The organism is uncultured Oscillibacter sp., assembly GCF_950073225.1.
Taxonomy (GTDB): domain Bacteria; phylum Bacillota; class Clostridia; order Oscillospirales; family Oscillospiraceae; genus Oscillibacter.
Map to the genome: position 1 here is coordinate 38,835 of NZ_CATMPS010000019.1, position 15,353 is coordinate 54,187.

General features: G+C 60.4%; 15 protein-coding genes and 1 tRNA gene. 7 read left to right on the plus strand and 9 right to left on the minus strand.

Annotation, left to right across the window (positions count from 1 at the left end; genetic code table 11):
• Window positions 1–12: 12 nt before the first annotated feature.
• The 5 genes from iolG to recQ all read right to left on the minus strand — a co-directional run bounded on the left by iolG (window position 13) and on the right by recQ (window position 6,909).
• Window positions 13–1,029 (minus strand): inositol 2-dehydrogenase, encoded by a 1,017-nt coding sequence (gene iolG, locus Q1M04_RS10340; protein WP_297999571.1) that lies wholly within the window; start codon window positions 1,027–1,029, stop codon window positions 13–15.
• Window positions 1,029–2,042 carry an ABC transporter permease gene (locus tag Q1M04_RS10345; protein ID WP_293279937.1) on the minus strand — a complete coding sequence of 338 codons (1,014 nt, stop codon included), beginning with the start codon at window positions 2,040–2,042 and terminating at the stop codon, window positions 1,029–1,031. Before Q1M04_RS10345 ends, iolG begins: the two co-directional genes overlap by 1 nt.
• Window positions 2,035–3,537 carry a sugar ABC transporter ATP-binding protein gene (locus tag Q1M04_RS10350; RefSeq protein ID WP_297999573.1) on the minus strand — a complete coding sequence of 501 codons (1,503 nt, stop codon included), beginning with the start codon at window positions 3,535–3,537 and terminating at the stop codon, window positions 2,035–2,037. Before Q1M04_RS10350 ends, Q1M04_RS10345 begins: the two co-directional genes overlap by 8 nt.
• 154 nt (window positions 3,538–3,691) lie before the next feature.
• A complete protein-coding gene (locus Q1M04_RS10355; protein WP_297999575.1) occupies window positions 3,692–4,747 on the minus strand; it encodes a sugar ABC transporter substrate-binding protein in 1,056 nt (351 codons plus the stop codon).
• Window positions 4,748–5,064: 317 nt separating this feature from the next.
• A complete protein-coding gene (recQ, locus tag Q1M04_RS10360; protein WP_297301489.1) occupies window positions 5,065–6,909 on the minus strand; it encodes a DNA helicase RecQ in 1,845 nt (614 codons plus the stop codon).
• 261 nt (window positions 6,910–7,170) lie between these two features.
• On the opposite strand from recQ, the gene Q1M04_RS10365 reads away from it, so the two are divergent.
• The 7 genes from Q1M04_RS10365 to Q1M04_RS10395 all read left to right on the plus strand — a co-directional run bounded on the left by Q1M04_RS10365 (window position 7,171) and on the right by Q1M04_RS10395 (window position 10,716).
• Window positions 7,171–7,686, plus strand: a complete 516-nt coding sequence (locus Q1M04_RS10365; RefSeq protein WP_297999577.1) for a GNAT family N-acetyltransferase — start codon at window positions 7,171–7,173, stop codon at window positions 7,684–7,686.
• A 39-nt stretch (window positions 7,687–7,725) separates the two neighbouring features.
• On the plus strand, window positions 7,726–8,439 hold the full coding sequence (locus tag Q1M04_RS10370; protein WP_297999579.1) for a metal ABC transporter ATP-binding protein: 714 nt from the start codon (window positions 7,726–7,728) through the stop codon (window positions 8,437–8,439).
• On the plus strand, window positions 8,436–9,257 hold the full coding sequence (locus tag Q1M04_RS10375) for a metal ABC transporter permease (RefSeq protein WP_297999581.1): 822 nt from the start codon (window positions 8,436–8,438) through the stop codon (window positions 9,255–9,257). The genes Q1M04_RS10370 and Q1M04_RS10375 overlap by 4 nt, the downstream gene beginning before the upstream one ends.
• A gap of 143 nt (window positions 9,258–9,400) precedes the next feature.
• Window positions 9,401–9,697 (plus strand): 30S ribosomal protein S6, encoded by a 297-nt coding sequence (gene rpsF / locus Q1M04_RS10380; RefSeq protein WP_293279943.1) that lies wholly within the window; start codon window positions 9,401–9,403, stop codon window positions 9,695–9,697.
• A 13-nt stretch (window positions 9,698–9,710) separates the two neighbouring features.
• Window positions 9,711–10,181 (plus strand): single-stranded DNA-binding protein, encoded by a 471-nt coding sequence (locus Q1M04_RS10385; protein WP_297294013.1) that lies wholly within the window; start codon window positions 9,711–9,713, stop codon window positions 10,179–10,181.
• Between the two features lie 60 nt (window positions 10,182–10,241).
• Complete coding sequence (rpsR, locus tag Q1M04_RS10390; protein ID WP_204789867.1) at window positions 10,242–10,493, plus strand: 30S ribosomal protein S18; 252 nt, start codon at window positions 10,242–10,244, stop codon at window positions 10,491–10,493.
• Window positions 10,494–10,642: 149 nt separating this feature from the next.
• Window positions 10,643–10,716: transfer RNA gene (locus Q1M04_RS10395), tRNA-Gly, on the plus strand.
• 77 nt (window positions 10,717–10,793) lie between these two features.
• Here the strand turns inward: Q1M04_RS10395 and Q1M04_RS10400 are convergent.
• From Q1M04_RS10400 to Q1M04_RS10415, 4 genes are all read right to left on the minus strand, one after another.
• Entirely contained in the window at window positions 10,794–11,987 is a 1,194-nt protein-coding gene (locus tag Q1M04_RS10400; protein WP_297999584.1) for a site-specific integrase, read from the minus strand.
• Complete coding sequence (locus Q1M04_RS10405) at window positions 11,974–12,264, minus strand: helix-turn-helix domain-containing protein (protein WP_295757407.1); 291 nt, start codon at window positions 12,262–12,264, stop codon at window positions 11,974–11,976. Before Q1M04_RS10405 ends, Q1M04_RS10400 begins: the two co-directional genes overlap by 14 nt.
• A complete protein-coding gene (locus Q1M04_RS10410) occupies window positions 12,257–13,150 on the minus strand; it encodes a site-specific integrase (RefSeq protein WP_297999585.1) in 894 nt (297 codons plus the stop codon). Before Q1M04_RS10410 ends, Q1M04_RS10405 begins: the two co-directional genes overlap by 8 nt.
• A gap of 1,485 nt (window positions 13,151–14,635) precedes the next feature.
• A complete protein-coding gene (locus tag Q1M04_RS10415; RefSeq protein ID WP_295757405.1) occupies window positions 14,636–14,995 on the minus strand; it encodes a helix-turn-helix transcriptional regulator in 360 nt (119 codons plus the stop codon).
• Between the last annotated feature and the right edge of the window lie 358 nt (window positions 14,996–15,353).

The window sequence follows — 15,353 nt, forward strand, 5'->3', positions numbered from 1 at the left end:
TTAATTCGTTGCTTAGTTCAGCTTCACGGCCTTGCCCGTTCTCCACGCTTCCGTGGTGGCGTAGCCGATGGCGGTGGACTTGGTCCCGTCGTAGACGCTGACCCCGGGGGTCTTCCCCTGGAGGACGCAGTCCACAAACTCCTGGACCTCGATGAGATAGGCCTCCTCAAACCGCTCCGGGAAGGAGCCCACGCACTCGGCGCACACGCCGTTGGTGTTGTACAGCCGGGCCTGGTTCTTCTCCGGGACGGCGGAGATGCGGATAGACCCTTCGGTGCCCACGATCTCGGTTTCCACATGGTAGCCGTAAGGGGCCGTTCGGCCCACATGGATCATGCCCATGGCGCCGTTTTCGAATTTGTAGACGGCAACGCCGGTCTCGTCGTCCCCGGCGTCCTTAAACTCCGGGTGCTTGAAGGTGGTGCCCATGGCGTAGACCTCGGTTGCCTCGCAGCCCAGGAACCAGCGCATGAGGTCGATGTCGTGAATGGCCATGTCCAGGAAGATGCCGCCGGAGTTCTTGGCGAACCGGATGGCTCCCTCCACGAACGCCTCCGGGTCAATGCCCGTGGCCTTCACCAGATAGGGGGTGCCGATGGCTCCCTCCTCGATCTTCTGTTTGGCGTAGGAATAGGACTTGTCGTAGCGGCGCATGAAGCCCAGCATGAAGGTGAGCTCCGGGTGGCGCTCCACGGCGGCCTCCGCCTGCTTGCACTGGGCCACATCCACGCCCAGGGGCTTCTCGGAGAAGACGTGCTTCCCCGCGTCCAGGGCGGCCTCGATCTGCCAGCAGTGCTCGGAGGAGGTGGTAACAATGACCACCGCGTCGATGTCGGCTTTTGCCAGCATCTCCTTGTAGTCCGTGTAGACGTCGGTGACGCCCAGCTCGTTTTTGGCGTACTCCAGCTCGGCGGGGACGATGGAACAGGCCGCCGTCAGCTCCGCGCCGGGAATCTTATAGCGAAGGTTCTGGGCGTGGACCTTGCCCAAACGGCCCAGGCCCACAACGCCGACTTTTACTTTGTTCATTATTTCGCGACCTTCTCTTTCTCCTCGGCCTCCTGCTTGGCGGCGGCGGCCATGCGGCGGTTCTTGGCCTCCATGCCGGCCCGGACCACGTCCATGAAGACGGCCAGGATAATGACCAGGCCCAGGACGATGTTCTGGCCCGCGGAGTCAATAGACAGCATGGTAAAGCCGTTGCGCAAAACCGCGATGATCAGGGCGCCCAGCATGGTGCCCACCATGGTGCCCTTGCCTCCGGTGAAGGAGGCTCCGCCGATGATGCAGGCCGCGATGGCGTCCGTATCATAGGGCTGGTTGGCGTTGGCGCCGTTGCAGATGCCGGACCGGCCGATGGAGACGATGCCGCCCAGGGCCGCCATGATGCCGGACATGGTGTAGCAGAAGGTCAGCACGTTGGCCGTGTTGATGCCGGAGAGCCGGGTGGCCTCCATGTTGCCGCCGGCGCAGTAGATGGACCGGCCCAGAGCCGTGCGGCTGAGGAAGAGGTGCATGATGACGTAGAGGACGATGACCACCATGAAGCTGACAGGGAAGCCGCCGATGGTGGCCTTGCCCAGGAACTGGACGGACTCGGGGAAGTTGTTGACCATCTGGCTGCCGGTGACCAGCAGGGCCAGGCCCCAGAGGACGTTCTTCATGCCCAGGGTGGACACGAAGGGATGAGGCAGGTGCAGACGGGTCAGCAGGGTGCCGTTGATGAAGCCCACCAGGCCGCCGGCCACGATGGCTACGATCATCATCAAAACGCCGCTTTGAATCTCCGCCTTGTTCATGGCGCCCATGACGCAGGCGCAGAACACGGCGTTGGCGCCCACGGAGAGGTCAATGCCCGCCGTGATGAGGCACAGCAGCATGCCGGTCGCCAGGAAGGCGTTGAAGGCCGTCTGCTTCAGGATGCCCATGAGGTTGCTGTAGCTGTAGAAGTTGGAGTTTGCAACTGACAAAACCACGCACATGATTACCAGGGCCAGCAGGGTTCCCATTTGGAACCCGGACCCGCTCTTTTTCTTAGTCATCTAAACTACCTCCCCAAGCCGCTTTCATGATGTCCTCCTGGTTGAAATGCTTGCTGTCACGGTCCACGGTGGCCATGACCCGGCCGCCCCGCATGACAACCACCCGGTCGCTCATGCCCAGGATCTCCGGCATTTCGGAGGAAATCATAATGACGCATTTTCCCGCCTTTACCAGGCTGTTCATAACATTGTAAACCTCGACCTTCGCGCCCACGTCGATGCCCCGGGTGGGCTCGTCGAAGATGTAGATGTCCGCCTCACTGTTGAGCCATTTTCCGATGACCACCTTCTGCTGGTTGCCGCCGGAGAGCTGGCCCACGATTTCGTCGATAGAGGGGGTCTTGATCCGCAGGGTCCGGATGTGCCCCTCGCCGGACTCCTGGATGCGCTTTTCGTCCAGGAACAAGCCCGTGGTGTGCCGCTTCAAACTGGCCAGCACCAGGTTCGTGCGAATGGACTCCTGAAGCACCAGGCCCTGGCCCTTCCGGTCCTCGGTCAAGAGGGCGATGCCCTCGGCGATGGCCTGTTTGGGGCTTTTGACGTTGACTTCTTTTCCCTTGATGTAGATTTTGCCGCCGTCGATGGGGTCCGCGCCGAAGACGGCCCGGACGGTCTCCGTGCGGCCCGCGCCCACCAGGCCGCTCATGCCCAGGATCTGGCCGCCATAGGCCTCCAGGCTGACGTCCTTCAAAACGCCGCCGATGGAGAGGTTCTCAATTTTCAGCATGCACTCGCCCTTGGTGCCGAACTCCTTGGGGAACTGGTTCTCCAGGGTCCGGCCCACCATGGCGGAGATGAGGGAGTCGTTGTTCCAGCCGGCAATGTCCCGGGTCTCGATGAACTCGCCGTCCCGGATGACCGTCACCCGGTCGCAGAGCTCGAAGAGCTCCTCCAGCTTGTGGGAAACGAAGAGGATTCCCACGCCCCGGGCCTTCAGCTCCCGGCAGGTCTGCATCAGCTGCTTGACCTCTTTTTCGCCCAGGGAGGACGTGGGCTCGTCCATGATAATCATTTTGGCGTCAATCAGGACGGCCTTGGCGATTTCGATCATCTGCTGGACGCCCATGCCGAAGGTGCCCGCAGCCTTCCGGGGATCGATGTCCTGGCCCAGGGACTGCATGACCTCGGCGGCCTTTTTGTGCATGCCCTCATAGTCCAGGAGGAAGCCCTTCTTGGTCCATTTGTTGATAAAGATATTGTCCGTGACGCTGAGGAGCTTTTCAATGTTCAGCTCCTGGTACACGCAGGCGATGCCCGCGGCGGCGGACTCATTGGGGTTTTTGAAGATCTTCCGCTCTCCGTGGACATAGATCTCGCCCTCGTCCGCCATGTGGACGCCGGTGAGAACCTTAATCAGCGTGGATTTGCCCGCGCCGTTCTCTCCGATCAGTCCGTGGATCTCGCCCGGCTTCACGGCCAGCTGCATGTTGTGCAGGGCCACAACGCCGGGGAATCGTTTGGTTACGTTTCTCAGCTCAACTACGTATTCGCCCACCTAATCATCACCTCATTCTCTTGGAAATCCGTGGTTTCGCAACACACCGGTTCTGGAAATATGTTACAGGAGGAAGAGAAAAGGGGCCCCGCTCCGGCGGAGCCGGAACGGGGCCCCTTCCGCTCACTTCAAAAGGGATGTACGGCTTTGCTTATTAGGCCAGGTAGCCCTGGAGCTGCTCCAGACGGGCCTGGGCGTTGGAGGGATCGACGATGCTGGCGCCGGCGTCGATGAACTCGTCCAGCTGCTCGCCCTGGAGGGCGCGGACCACGGCGTCAACGGAGTTGTAGCCCATGCTGTAGCCCTCCTGGCAGACGGACATGGTCTCTTCACCGGCCAGGATGGAGTTGCAGGCGGACTGGATGCCGTCGAAGCCCAGGAAGACGGTGTTCTTGTAGTTTTCGTTTCCGGAGGCGGCGGCGGCACGGGCGGCGGCCATGGCCATGTCGTCATTGTTGGCGCAGATGACCGCGATTCCCTCGGGGTGGTTCTGGATGATGGCTTCCATGCAGGTCACGGCCTGGTCGGCCACGGCGTTGGCATACTGGGTCTCGTCGGAGAGGAAGGTTCCGCCGGCGGCCTCGATGCCGGCCTTGTAGCCCGCCATACGGGCCTCGTTGGTGGAGTCGCCCTGGACGCCCGCGATCTCGATGCACTTGATCTCTTCCCAGCCGCGCTCCTTGGCCAGCTTCGCGGCGGCTTCGCCGCCCAGCTTGGCCGCGGCCTCGTTGCCGGTGCCCACGAAGGAGAGGACCTCGGGGGCGTCGATGTCGGTATCCACCGCCACGATGGGCTTGGTTTGGTCGGCAATCATGTTGGCCACCATGTCCGCCTGCAGGGGGGCGATGACATAGCCGTCGATGTCGCCGTTGTTCATGTCGGTTTCGATCATGTTCAGCTGCTCGTCATAGGCGGTTTCGGAGGTGGCTCCCTTGACCGTGACGGTCACATTGGGATGGTCTTTCTGATAGGCGTTGGCTCCGGCCACCACATAGCTCCAGTACTCGGAGGCGGTGGTCTTCAGGATAACGGAGATGTTGTAGCTCTCGTCGCCGCCGTCGGAGGAACCGGAGTCGGCGGGCTCGGCCTGCTGCTGTTCGCCGTCCGCGGGGGCGGAGGAGCCGCCGTCATTGCCGCCGCCGCTGCCGCCGCAGGCGGCCAGAGACAGGGCCATGGCAAGAGTGAGGAGCAGTGCAAGGAACTTCTTCATAACTTCTTTTCTCCTTTTCAAATAGTTTCCCGGAAACGTGGGGCGCCTCCTCAAAAGCTCCTAACTCCCCGCGCTTAAAAAGCGCGGGGAAAGGGAGTACTCCCTTTCCAAAGTCCCCTTGAAGAAGCGGCCGTCATGTCTCCGGCAAATACGTCCGTATTTTAGCACAGGCATCCTCCGCCAGTCAAGAAGAGTATACCATATTTATACACTATTGAAAAAATGAGCAGGCATTTTTGTGAATAGTATCTAAGGTAAAAAGCGGCAATTTCCAAAGATACCCAACTTTTCGACGGACGGTTTCTTAAGCAGAGGAATTATTCTCTCACTCCGGCCCTCCAATCCCGGATGGCCCTCAGAAAATCCTCGCCATAGCGCTCCGCCTTGACCCGTCCCACGCCGGAAACCTTCAAAAACTCCTCCATGTCCAGGGGGCGGAGCGCCGCCATATCCGCCAGGGCGGCGTTGGAGAAGACGATGTAAGCGGGGACCCCCGCCTCCTGGGCCAGACGGGAGCGAAGGGCCTTCAGCGCCGCCAGCAGGCTGCCGTCCGCCTCCTGGGGCGCGGACCCGGAAGACGGGCCGGGCGCCGGGCCGGCCTGGGGAGGCGGCGACTTCGCCGCCCGCTCCCGGAGAAGGACCCGCTGCCCCCGGAAGAGCACGTCCCCCGCCCGGGCCGTCAGCCGGAGGACGGGGTACTCCTCCCCGTCGGCGCGGAGATAGCCCTCCTCCATCAGGTGATCGATGTACCGCTGGACCCGCTCCTGGTCCACGCCCTTCAGGGCTCCGTGGGTGGGAAGCCGGTCCAAACCCAGCTGGAGGGTCCGCCGGTCCCGGCTGCCCCGGAGGAGCTTGATGATGGCGGCGGCTCCCAAGCCGTAGGCGCAGCGCTTTTCCACTCGGGCCACGGCGGAGAGGATCTTCTGGGCCTCCACGGTGATGTCCCGCTCCACGAAATCCCCGGCGCAGCTTCCGCAGTTCCCGCAGTTTCCGCTGTGGATCTCCCCGAAGTAGTCCAGCAAATCCGCCCGGAGGCAGCCGGTGGTCTTGCAGTAGCGCACCATCCGGTCCAGGCGGATGAGATCCCGGCGGAGGCGCTCCGGGTCCCCCTCCTGGGCCTCCTGGGAGTGGGTGATGAGGTACTTGGCGGTCTGCACGTCCCCGGGGGCGTAGAGCAGGACGCAGCGGGCGGGACTGCCGTCGCGCCCCGCCCGGCCCGCCTCCTGGTAGTAGCTTTCCAGGTCCTTGGGCATGTTGTAGTGGACCACAAAGCTGACGTTGGATTTGTCGATGCCCATGCCGAAGGCGTTGGTGGCCACCATGACCCGGGCCTGGTCGTAAACAAAGCCCTCCTGGCTCCGGCGGCGCTCGCCGTCCTCCATTCCGGCGTGATACCGGGCGGCGGGGACGCCCTGGGCCAGCAAGGCGGCGGTAACCGCGTCCACCGCCTTCCGGGTGGCGCAGTAGACGATGCCGCTCTGCTCCGGCCGCTCCGCCAAAAAGCGGCTGAGCCAGAGGTCCTTGTCCCTGGGCCGGACCACCTCAAAAAAGAGGTTTGGCCGGTCAAAGCCGGTGGTGACGCGCAGGGGGTCCCGGAGCTCCAGCAGGGTTTCGATGTCCCGCCGCACCGCCGCCGTGGCCGTGGCGGTAAAGGCCCCCACGGGAGGCCGGACGGGCAGGGCGCGCACCAGCTCCGCGATTTCCAGATAGCTGGGCCGGAAGTCCTGGCCCCACTGGGAGACGCAGTGGGCCTCGTCCACCGCCACCAGGGAGACGGGCAGCTCCCCCAGCAGGCGGCGGAAGCCCTCGGCCTGGAGCCGTTCCGGGGCGACGTATAAGAGCTTGCAGTCCCCCCGGCGGACCCGGCGATAGACCTCCCGGTACTCCTCCGCGTCCAGAGACGAGTTGATGTACGCGGCAGGGATGCCCGCCTGGGCCAGGGCGGCCACCTGGTCCTTCATCAGCGAGATGAGGGGGGAGATCACCAGGGTCAGCCCCGGCAGCAGCAGGGCGGGAAGCTGGTAGCAGACGGATTTCCCCGCCCCGGTGGGCATGACGCCCAGGGCGTCCCGGCCCGAAAGAAGCGCATCTACTAAAGGTTCCTGCCCGGGGCGGAAGCCGCTGTGTCCAAAGTACTGCTTTAAAAGGATCTGCTTGTCCATGGGACGGCCTCCTGTCGGGATTCTTTCTGCGCGGCTATGAGACAGCGGCGGATGGTCCCCCGGACCGCTCCCTCCGACTCGATCTCCTCCTGCATGTCCAGAAGACGGTCCAGGCACCGCCGTGGGGTCCGCCTCCTTATTTTTTTGATTTTATCACAAGGCCCCCGGCGATGCAAGAAAGGAAACGCGCCCGGGCCCCATTGACGCACCGGCGAGGAGGCGGTATAATCAGAGCCATTCATCGGGACCGGAGGACAGGACATGAACTTGACTTTTAAAAAGGCGTCCCTGGACGACCTGGAACTCTTGACGGAGACAAGAATCAATGTGCTGCTGGCGGCCAACGGACTGCCGGAGGGCACGGACATGGACGAGGTGCGAAAGCAGACCCGCCGCTACTATCAAACGGCGCTCCCGGAGGGCACGCACACCGCGTATCTGGTGCTGGACGGAGATCGTTTGGCGGGCGCGGGCGGCGTCAGCTTTTTTCGGATCATGCCCACCTATCACAATCCCAGCGGGCAGAGGGCCTACATTATGAATATGTACACGCGTCCCGAATACAGGCGAAGGGGCATCGCGCGCAAAACCCTGAGCCTGCTGGTCCAGGAGGCCGGAAGCAGGGGCGTCACAGCGGTTTCCCTGGAGGCCACCGCCATGGGCCGCCCCCTGTATGAGAAATACGGCTTCGTGGGGATGGACCACGAGATGGAGCTGCCGGAGGGTTTTGCGGCCCGGGAAACACCGGCCCTTGACTTCCCCCCGCCCCCGCTGTAAAATGGCAGCAATTGACAAGTACGAGCTTGGAGGCAACACATGGAGCAAACCGATCTGATTGTCTGCCGGGACCTGTCCCTGGGCTATGAGGGGCAGAGCGTCCTGAACCATCTGAATCTCCGGGTTCGGAGCGGGGACTACCTCTGCTTGGTGGGGGACAACGGCTCCGGGAAGTCCACCCTGCTCCGGGGGCTCCTGGGGCTTCTGCCGCCCCTGGCGGGGAGCATCCAGCGGGCGGCGGAGCTGGAGCGGGGGGCCGTGGGCTACCTCCCCCAGCAGACCAGGGCCCAGCGGGACTTTCCCGCCACGGTGGAGGAGGTGGTCCTCTCCGGCTGCCTGAACCAGAAGGGGCTGCGGTTTTTCTACACCGCCGCCCAGCGGTCCCGGGCGCTGATGAACATGGGGAAGCTGGGGGTTCTGGAGCTTCGGGCCAAGAGCTACCGGGACCTCTCCGGGGGCCAGCAGCAGCGGGTCCTCCTGGCCCGGGCCCTCTGCGCCGCAAGCCGCCTGCTCATCCTGGACGAGCCCGTCACCGGCCTGGACCCCGCCGCCGCCCAGGACCTTTACAAGACGCTGAATTATCTAAATAAGAAGGAGGGCATGGCTGTGGTCATGGTCACCCACGACCTCCGCCCCGCCCTCCGGGACGCGGGGGCCGTGCTCCACATCGGGCATGGCGGGTCCTTCCTGGGGACTCCGGCGGAATATCTGGCCTCCCCCTATGGGAAGCGCTTTAAGGAGGCTGCGGAATGAGCTTGCTGGAAATGTTCTCCTTCCCCTTTATTCAGCGGGCCCTCGTCGCCGGGGTGCTGGTGAGCCTCTGCGCCGCCCTGCTGGGGGTGCCCTTGGTTCTGAAGCGGTACTCCATGATCGGCGACGGCCTCAGCCACGTGTCCTTCGGGGCCCTGGCCATGGCGGCGGCTCTGGGATTCACGCCGCTGTATTTCTCCATCCCCGTGGTGGTCGCCGCGGCCTTTCTCCTCCTCCGGGTGGCGGACAGCCCCCGGTGGAACAGCGACGCGGCCATCGCCGTGGTCAGCGCCTCCTCCCTGGCCCTGGGGGTGCTGGTGATTTCCAAGACCTCCGGCATGACCACGGACGTGGACAACTATATGTTCGGCAGCGTTCTGGCCATGAGCAAGGCGGACGTTGGGCTGTCGGTGGTCCTCTGCGCCGCCGTGCTGGCTTTGTTCCTCCTGTTTTACCACCGCATTTTCGCCGTGACCTTTGACGAGGGCTTCTCCCGGGCCACAGGGATGCGGGTGGAGCGGTACAACGCCCTGCTGGCCATTTTGACGGCGCTGACCATCGTGCTGGGCATGCGGATGATGGGGGCCATGCTGATCTCCTCCCTGGTGATTTTCCCGGCGCTGACAGCCATGCGGCTGTTTCAGAGCTTCCTGGGGGTAACCCTCTGCGCCGCCGTTACGTCGGTGGGGTGCTTCTGCGCGGGACTCGCCGTGTCCTTCGCCTGGTCCACGCCGGTGGGGGCCACGGTGGTGGCGGCGAACCTGGCGCTGTTCCTCCTGGCCTGCGGCCTTGCGGCCCTCCGGGGACGGCGGGGCCGCTGAAAAAGGCGAAAATCATGGGGCGGAGTGGAAACTTTTCCTTGACATTTCCCCAAATTCCGATATAATAAGTAGGCTTGCAGCTGCAGGCATATCCTTGCTCTCATCGGAGTATGAGGGCCATTTGTCCAAAAGGAGGTGCAAACATGGCAAAGGTTACTGCCAATTACGAGGTCGTGTATATCATCGACCCTGCACAGGGGGAGGAGAACATCGCCGCTCTGGTTGCGAAGTTCAAGACCCTGGCTGAGCAGAACGGCTCCGCCGTCGAGGTGGAGGAGTGGGGCGCCCGGCGTCTCGCCTATCCCATCAACTACAAGAACGACGGCTACTATGTGCTGATGAGCTTCACCAGCGAACCGTCCTTCCCCAAGGAGCTGGACCGCGTTCTCGGTATCACCGACGGCATCATGCGTTCCCTGATCGTCTGCAAGGGCGAGTGAGGAGGAACCCCGCATGCTGAACAAGATCATTCTCATGGGCCGTCTGACCCGTGACCCCGAACTGCGCCGCACCCAGAGCGGCACCGCCGTCACGTCCTTCTCCATCGCCTGCGACCGGGACTTCAAGTCCCAGAGCGGCGAGAAGGAGACGGACTTCATCGACGTGGTCGCCTGGCGGAGCACGGCGGAGTTTGTCAGCAAGTACTTCGCCAAGGGCCGCATGGCCGTGGTGGAGGGTCGGCTGCAGATCCGCGATTGGACCGACCGGGAGGGCGGCAAGCGCCGCAGCGCCGAGGTCGTGGCGGACAACGTCTACTTCGGGGACTCCAAGCGGGACAGCGGCGGCGAATACGGCGGCTCCTCCTACGGAGCGCCCCCCGCCTACGGCGCCCCCGCCGCGTCCGGCAGGGCTCCTGCCTCCGGCTTTGGAGGAGGGTCTGATTTCACCGAGATCGGCGAGGAGGACGGCGAGCTGCCGTTTTGAATTTGATGGATTCCGAAGGGCGCGGAGCTCTTCGGACACCGGAATAAAGGAGGAAATCTCATGGCTTTCGATCGTGAATCCCGGCCCGCCCGCCCGACGCGGGGCAAGCGCCGCAAGGTCTGCCAGTTCTGCGCCGAGAAGTGCGAGCACATCGACTATAAGGATGCCGCCAAGCTGCGCCGCTTCATCTCTGAGCGCGCCAAGATCCTGCCCCGCAGGACCACCGGCACCTGCGCCATGCATCAGCGCCAGCTGACTGAGGCCATCAAGCGGGCCCGTCAGATCGCCCTGCTGCCCTACGTCACCGATTGACGGAGGAACAAGGAACTGAAAAAGTCCGGTCCGTCCCCTTTGGGGCGGGCCGGGTCTTTCCCGGGGTAAAAATTTCTTTTCCCGGCGGAAAAGGACTTGATTTTTCCCGCCGGTTCGTTTATAATAATATTGTTGTGTAAATTGAATACGCAGGGTTAGTACATCGGTAGTACAACGGCTTCCCAAGCCGTGGAGGCGGGTTCGATTCCCGTACCCTGCTCCACAAGGGGCCCTGGAACCGCAATGGTTCCAGGGCTTTTCTGTCCCCCGCGGGAGATATTTTCCCTTTAGTTTCCCTCATTAGCCAGAAACGCTCTTGATAAACTTCTGCATCCGCTCCGCACTGTCCCGCTTCATCTGGTCCGTCACATGGCCGTAGACATCCAGGGTAAAGGCGGCCGTGGCGTGGCCCAAATTGCCCTGAACCGTCTTGATATCGTCCCCGCTTTTGATTGCGGCGACGGCATAGGTGTGACGAAGGTCATGCACTCTGGCATCCGGTCGGCCAATCAGAGCCACCAACCGCTTATAGTTGTTATAGACGGTATACGGAGAGAGATGTTTTCCCAGCTCGTCGGTGAACACCAGGCCGCTGTCCTCCCAGGCCGGGCCCGCCCGCAGACGCCACTCCGCCTGACGGCTCCGCTGGCGACGAAGCAACTCCATCACGAAATCGGCGGGTGTGATCCGACGCCATCTATCGTTCTTGAGGGACACAAGGCTATACCGGCGTTCCCCGGTTTCATCTTTGGCCCGCTGGAGCTGCCTGTCGATTAGTAATGTACCCTTGTCGAAGTCAACGCGGTCCCAGGCAAGGCCCAGCACTTCGCCCTTCCGCAGCCCTGTAAAAAGAGTGACGAGGTACAATAGCTCGAAGCGGTGGCCTTGTACCGCCTCCAGGAACCGGCGGATAGCGTCATCGTCCAGCGGCTTGATGTCCTTCTTTACGACCCGAGGCAGTGCGCAGGGCTCTGAAGGATTTACTCGCAGATACCCGATCATAACGGCCTGTTGAAGAGCTTCATGGAACACTCCATGGATATTCTTTATAGTTTTGGGAGATAAGCCCTTTTTACGAAGGCCATTGTAAAAATGCTGGATGGTGTGCGCGTTCAGTATGTCAAGTCTGGCTGCCCCCAATTCCGGCTGAAGGTGGTTTTTGATAATACTCCGATATGCTTCTTGAGTCCTTGGTTTGATACCGACCAAGTAATCCTGTTCCCAGGCCGTAAGCCATTGCCCAACTGTCAGCTTACACGCCTCCTGGAAAATACCCTGTCCGATCTCTGCCGTGACCTCCCGGAGCTTCTGGGCAACCTCGGCCTGGGTCTTCCCGGAGATGGAGTGCTGCTTTTGCTTCCCCGTCTTGGGATCGAAGCCGCTGGTATAGCGACCTTCCCAGTATGTATACTCTTTTCCGTTCTTCTTCACGATCTTCTTTCGGATGGAACCGTCCCCAGAGGCGGCCCGTCCGCTTTTTTTACCGCGCGGCATTGTCAATACCTCCTTTCGCCGCCCGGCAGGAATCATCCTCCATCGTAAGCGGCTCGGCGGCGTCTGTCCAGGGCGCAGTTGTCCCGGTTCCACCGGTCAGGTACTCCAACAGCTCATGCTTGAGGATGCGGATCTGCTTGCCAGTGCGGATGCTCTTGATCTGGCCGGAGCGCACCAGGGCGAAGGCCGTGTTCCTGCCGATGCAGAGAATAGGCATCAGCTCCTCCACCGTCAGCACCAAGGGGATATCGTCGAAGCTCAAAGGGCGGTTAAGCATCTTCTTCCCCTCCCTTCAGCGAAGCCAAGTAGATGTTTGTTACATCGTCCCGGCCGTGGCCCAGGAGCTTGGAGACGGCCTTCCTGGCCTCATAGGGGGTCTTCCCAGCATTGACGAAGCCCTGGTACTTCTCCGCAGCGCAGGTATGGCGCAGGCCGTGGAAGGTCATAGGCCGGGTGGAATCTTCATCCTGGGCCAGGGAGCGGTTCAGCCAAATGAATACCTGCAGCTCCTTGATGGCCTCGTGGGTCTGTTGGGCATCGGGAACAAAGAGTTTGTGTCCCCGCCGGGTTTGCTCCAGATGGAATTGGAGGTAATTGACCAGGCGTTCAGAGAGCGGAACCGTCCGAATCAAACCGCCCTTGCCTTTGATGGTGATAGCCTTTTCTTTAACCGCCTTGGCCGCCGTGGCGGTGTCAATACGGAAACACTCATGGATACGGAGCCCAGCGAAGCGGGCCAGATGCAGAATAGCAATATAGTCTTCCCGGCCTGCCTTTGCTGCGCAGGACAGCATCCGGCTAAATTCTGCATCGCTCCACGTCCGGTCAACGCCGCCGAACGTCCGGCGCTGGAGGGACAGGTCTCCGTTTCCCGGCAGTTCATACCGAGCGTTGGGGATGAGGTCATGGAAAAAGCGGATGGCAGAGAGATCCGTCTTGATAGTGGAGGCGGATTTTTCTTGCTCCTGAAGATAAGCGACATACGCATAAATATGCTTCGGCGCAATATTCGCCAGCCGCTCCAAGCGGTAGACCTCCGCCAGGAAGCGGCAGAACCGCTGCATGGCTTCATAGTACCGGGCCCGCGTCTTATAGCTGCCCTGGCGGTTGTGACGGTGGAGCTTGTCCACCTGGAACATGAGATTAAGGTAATGATTTGCCATAAGTACATCCTTTCTTTTTTGAAAAAGGACGCACCTCGCCCATTGGCGTGGTCCAGCCATTTCCGGCTCTTTGCCGCCGGACCTCCCAGGCCGAACCCTCGCCAATGAGCTTAGACCCATTGAAAACAGCAGGTTTTACAGGCCGGAAGCAGCCGATCTAGCTGGTCCGTCTCCGTTGTATATCGTGGTCAGTATGATCGCCGTGAAGCCGCTTAAAAGCGACGGGGAAGAAAGTTCCCGCGGCAGACGCGAAGCCTTGGGCAAGGCGCGGGAAACATCCCGCCTGCGTCCGTGGTCCCGTCCCCGGCAGAAGGACGGCGAGGGGTTGAAGGAAGTCCCGCCCTGCCGGAGGCGGAACTGGCCGGCAGTCTGGACCGGCCCGGAAATAGAATAACTTTTCATCTGATTTTGCATGGGAAATCCTCCTTTTCTTTACCCTTGGCGGTCGGGGGTGACTGGTCCCCTCCCGTTGCGCGGAGCGCCGGGTTCTGCTACTTTTGGACGCAAAAAAGTCCGCGCCTTCCCAGTGGGAAAACCCGGACACTTTGAAACACGGATACTGCGCTTGCTTTCGCAAAGCTCTGATACTGTATGGCTACAGCATAGCAGACGCCTCGCAGAAAGTCAAGACCCGTTCCGGTTCCTTCGTCATAATTCAAAAATGGGCAAACTGCCCCCTAAATGCCTCCGGCATCCGTTCCGCCTTTCTGCGGACCAGGGTCACCGGCAACGTACAACCTTAACAACGTATGCAATGCTGCTCTCTGGCAGCCCCCAGGCCAGCGGCCCAGCTCCGAGTTCCACGGAGGGCGCACAAACAATCAATAATGGTTTCTTTATATCACAATATACAAATTTTGTCAATGCCTGCTTCGGTATCTTCTGTTCTTGATCTGTCCAGAACGACGGGAAGGCTACGCCTTTTCCGCACCGCTCCTCTCCTAACTTACTCCGCCCTAAACTGCTCCGCCCTAAAGTAGAACCATTCTACCAGCTCGAAAACGGCCCGTCTAGGTGGAAGTGTTCCACCTAGGGACTCGCGCCTTCGAGGTACGGGACTATTATACTGCCCGTCGCTGGGCCCGTCTAGGTGAAGTTTTGTCAACTAACGATAAAAGGATGTGCCCAGAATGGACACATCCCCGTCAACACTCCACTTGACAACCACAGGTTACATGGCTATAATAAAAAGCAAGAAGGACGGTCTCCCTGGGTGCAAGCAGGGAAGTCGGCCAACTTGTCAAGTTTGTAGCTTGAAATTGCCGCTTCTCGCTAGCGTCGGGGGGCGGTTATTTCTTTATCTGGTAGCCCAGAGAAACAGCCGCAATCACGAGCGTAAGTAGCGCTATGACTTCCAATGCGCTCATGGGCGTCCCTCCTCTCGGAGCTGGCCCCGTCCTTCTTGCATGAAAAGAGGATACCACAAACCGGCAAAAAACGCAAGCGCAGAAAAGGGATGTGTCCAAGTTGGACACATCCCTTTTTTCATTTATCCGATTTCTCCTGGGCCTCCGCAATCTCCCGCAGCGCCTTTTGGTATTTCATTTCCACCAGGGTCAAAATCTCCTCCTGGTCATCCTTTGACAAGGCGTTGAAACGCATGACCAAAAAAGGCTGATCCGGGCCCCTGGACAGCCCTGTCGTGTCTTCTCCTATCAGCTCGCCAATGGTGCAGTCAAAGAATCTGGCAAGCATTTCAACTCTGTCAATGGACGGGGAACTTCCACGTTTTATGCTATCCATAAAACCCCTGCCAACGCCGCTTTCACGACATGCTTCCGTTGGGCTAATTCCCATTATGCGGCAACGGGCTTTGATATTATGCACAAAAAAGTCAATATTCATTGAAGACTACACCACTTAAAAAAGAATAGAGCAATATATACAAAAATCCAATAATTATCGGATTTATAATTGACATCCAACAATTTATGGATTATGCTCTAACCATGACATGACGGGAAGTCATAGGCATGGAGGAGCGATAGCTTTCTAGCGTCCATTATGATTATAAGTCATGTTATTTTATCACAGCCAGATTCAAAAATCAACTAAAGAAAGCGGGTGAAAATGTGAGGAAAATGTCAAGGGTTAAATGCAGAAAAATCTAAAATTGTTTTTTGTGCATTATTCACAAAAGCAATTCTACCCCCTCAATACCGGCCTCCTGGGCAAGCTCCAGCAATACCCGTCCGGCACACCT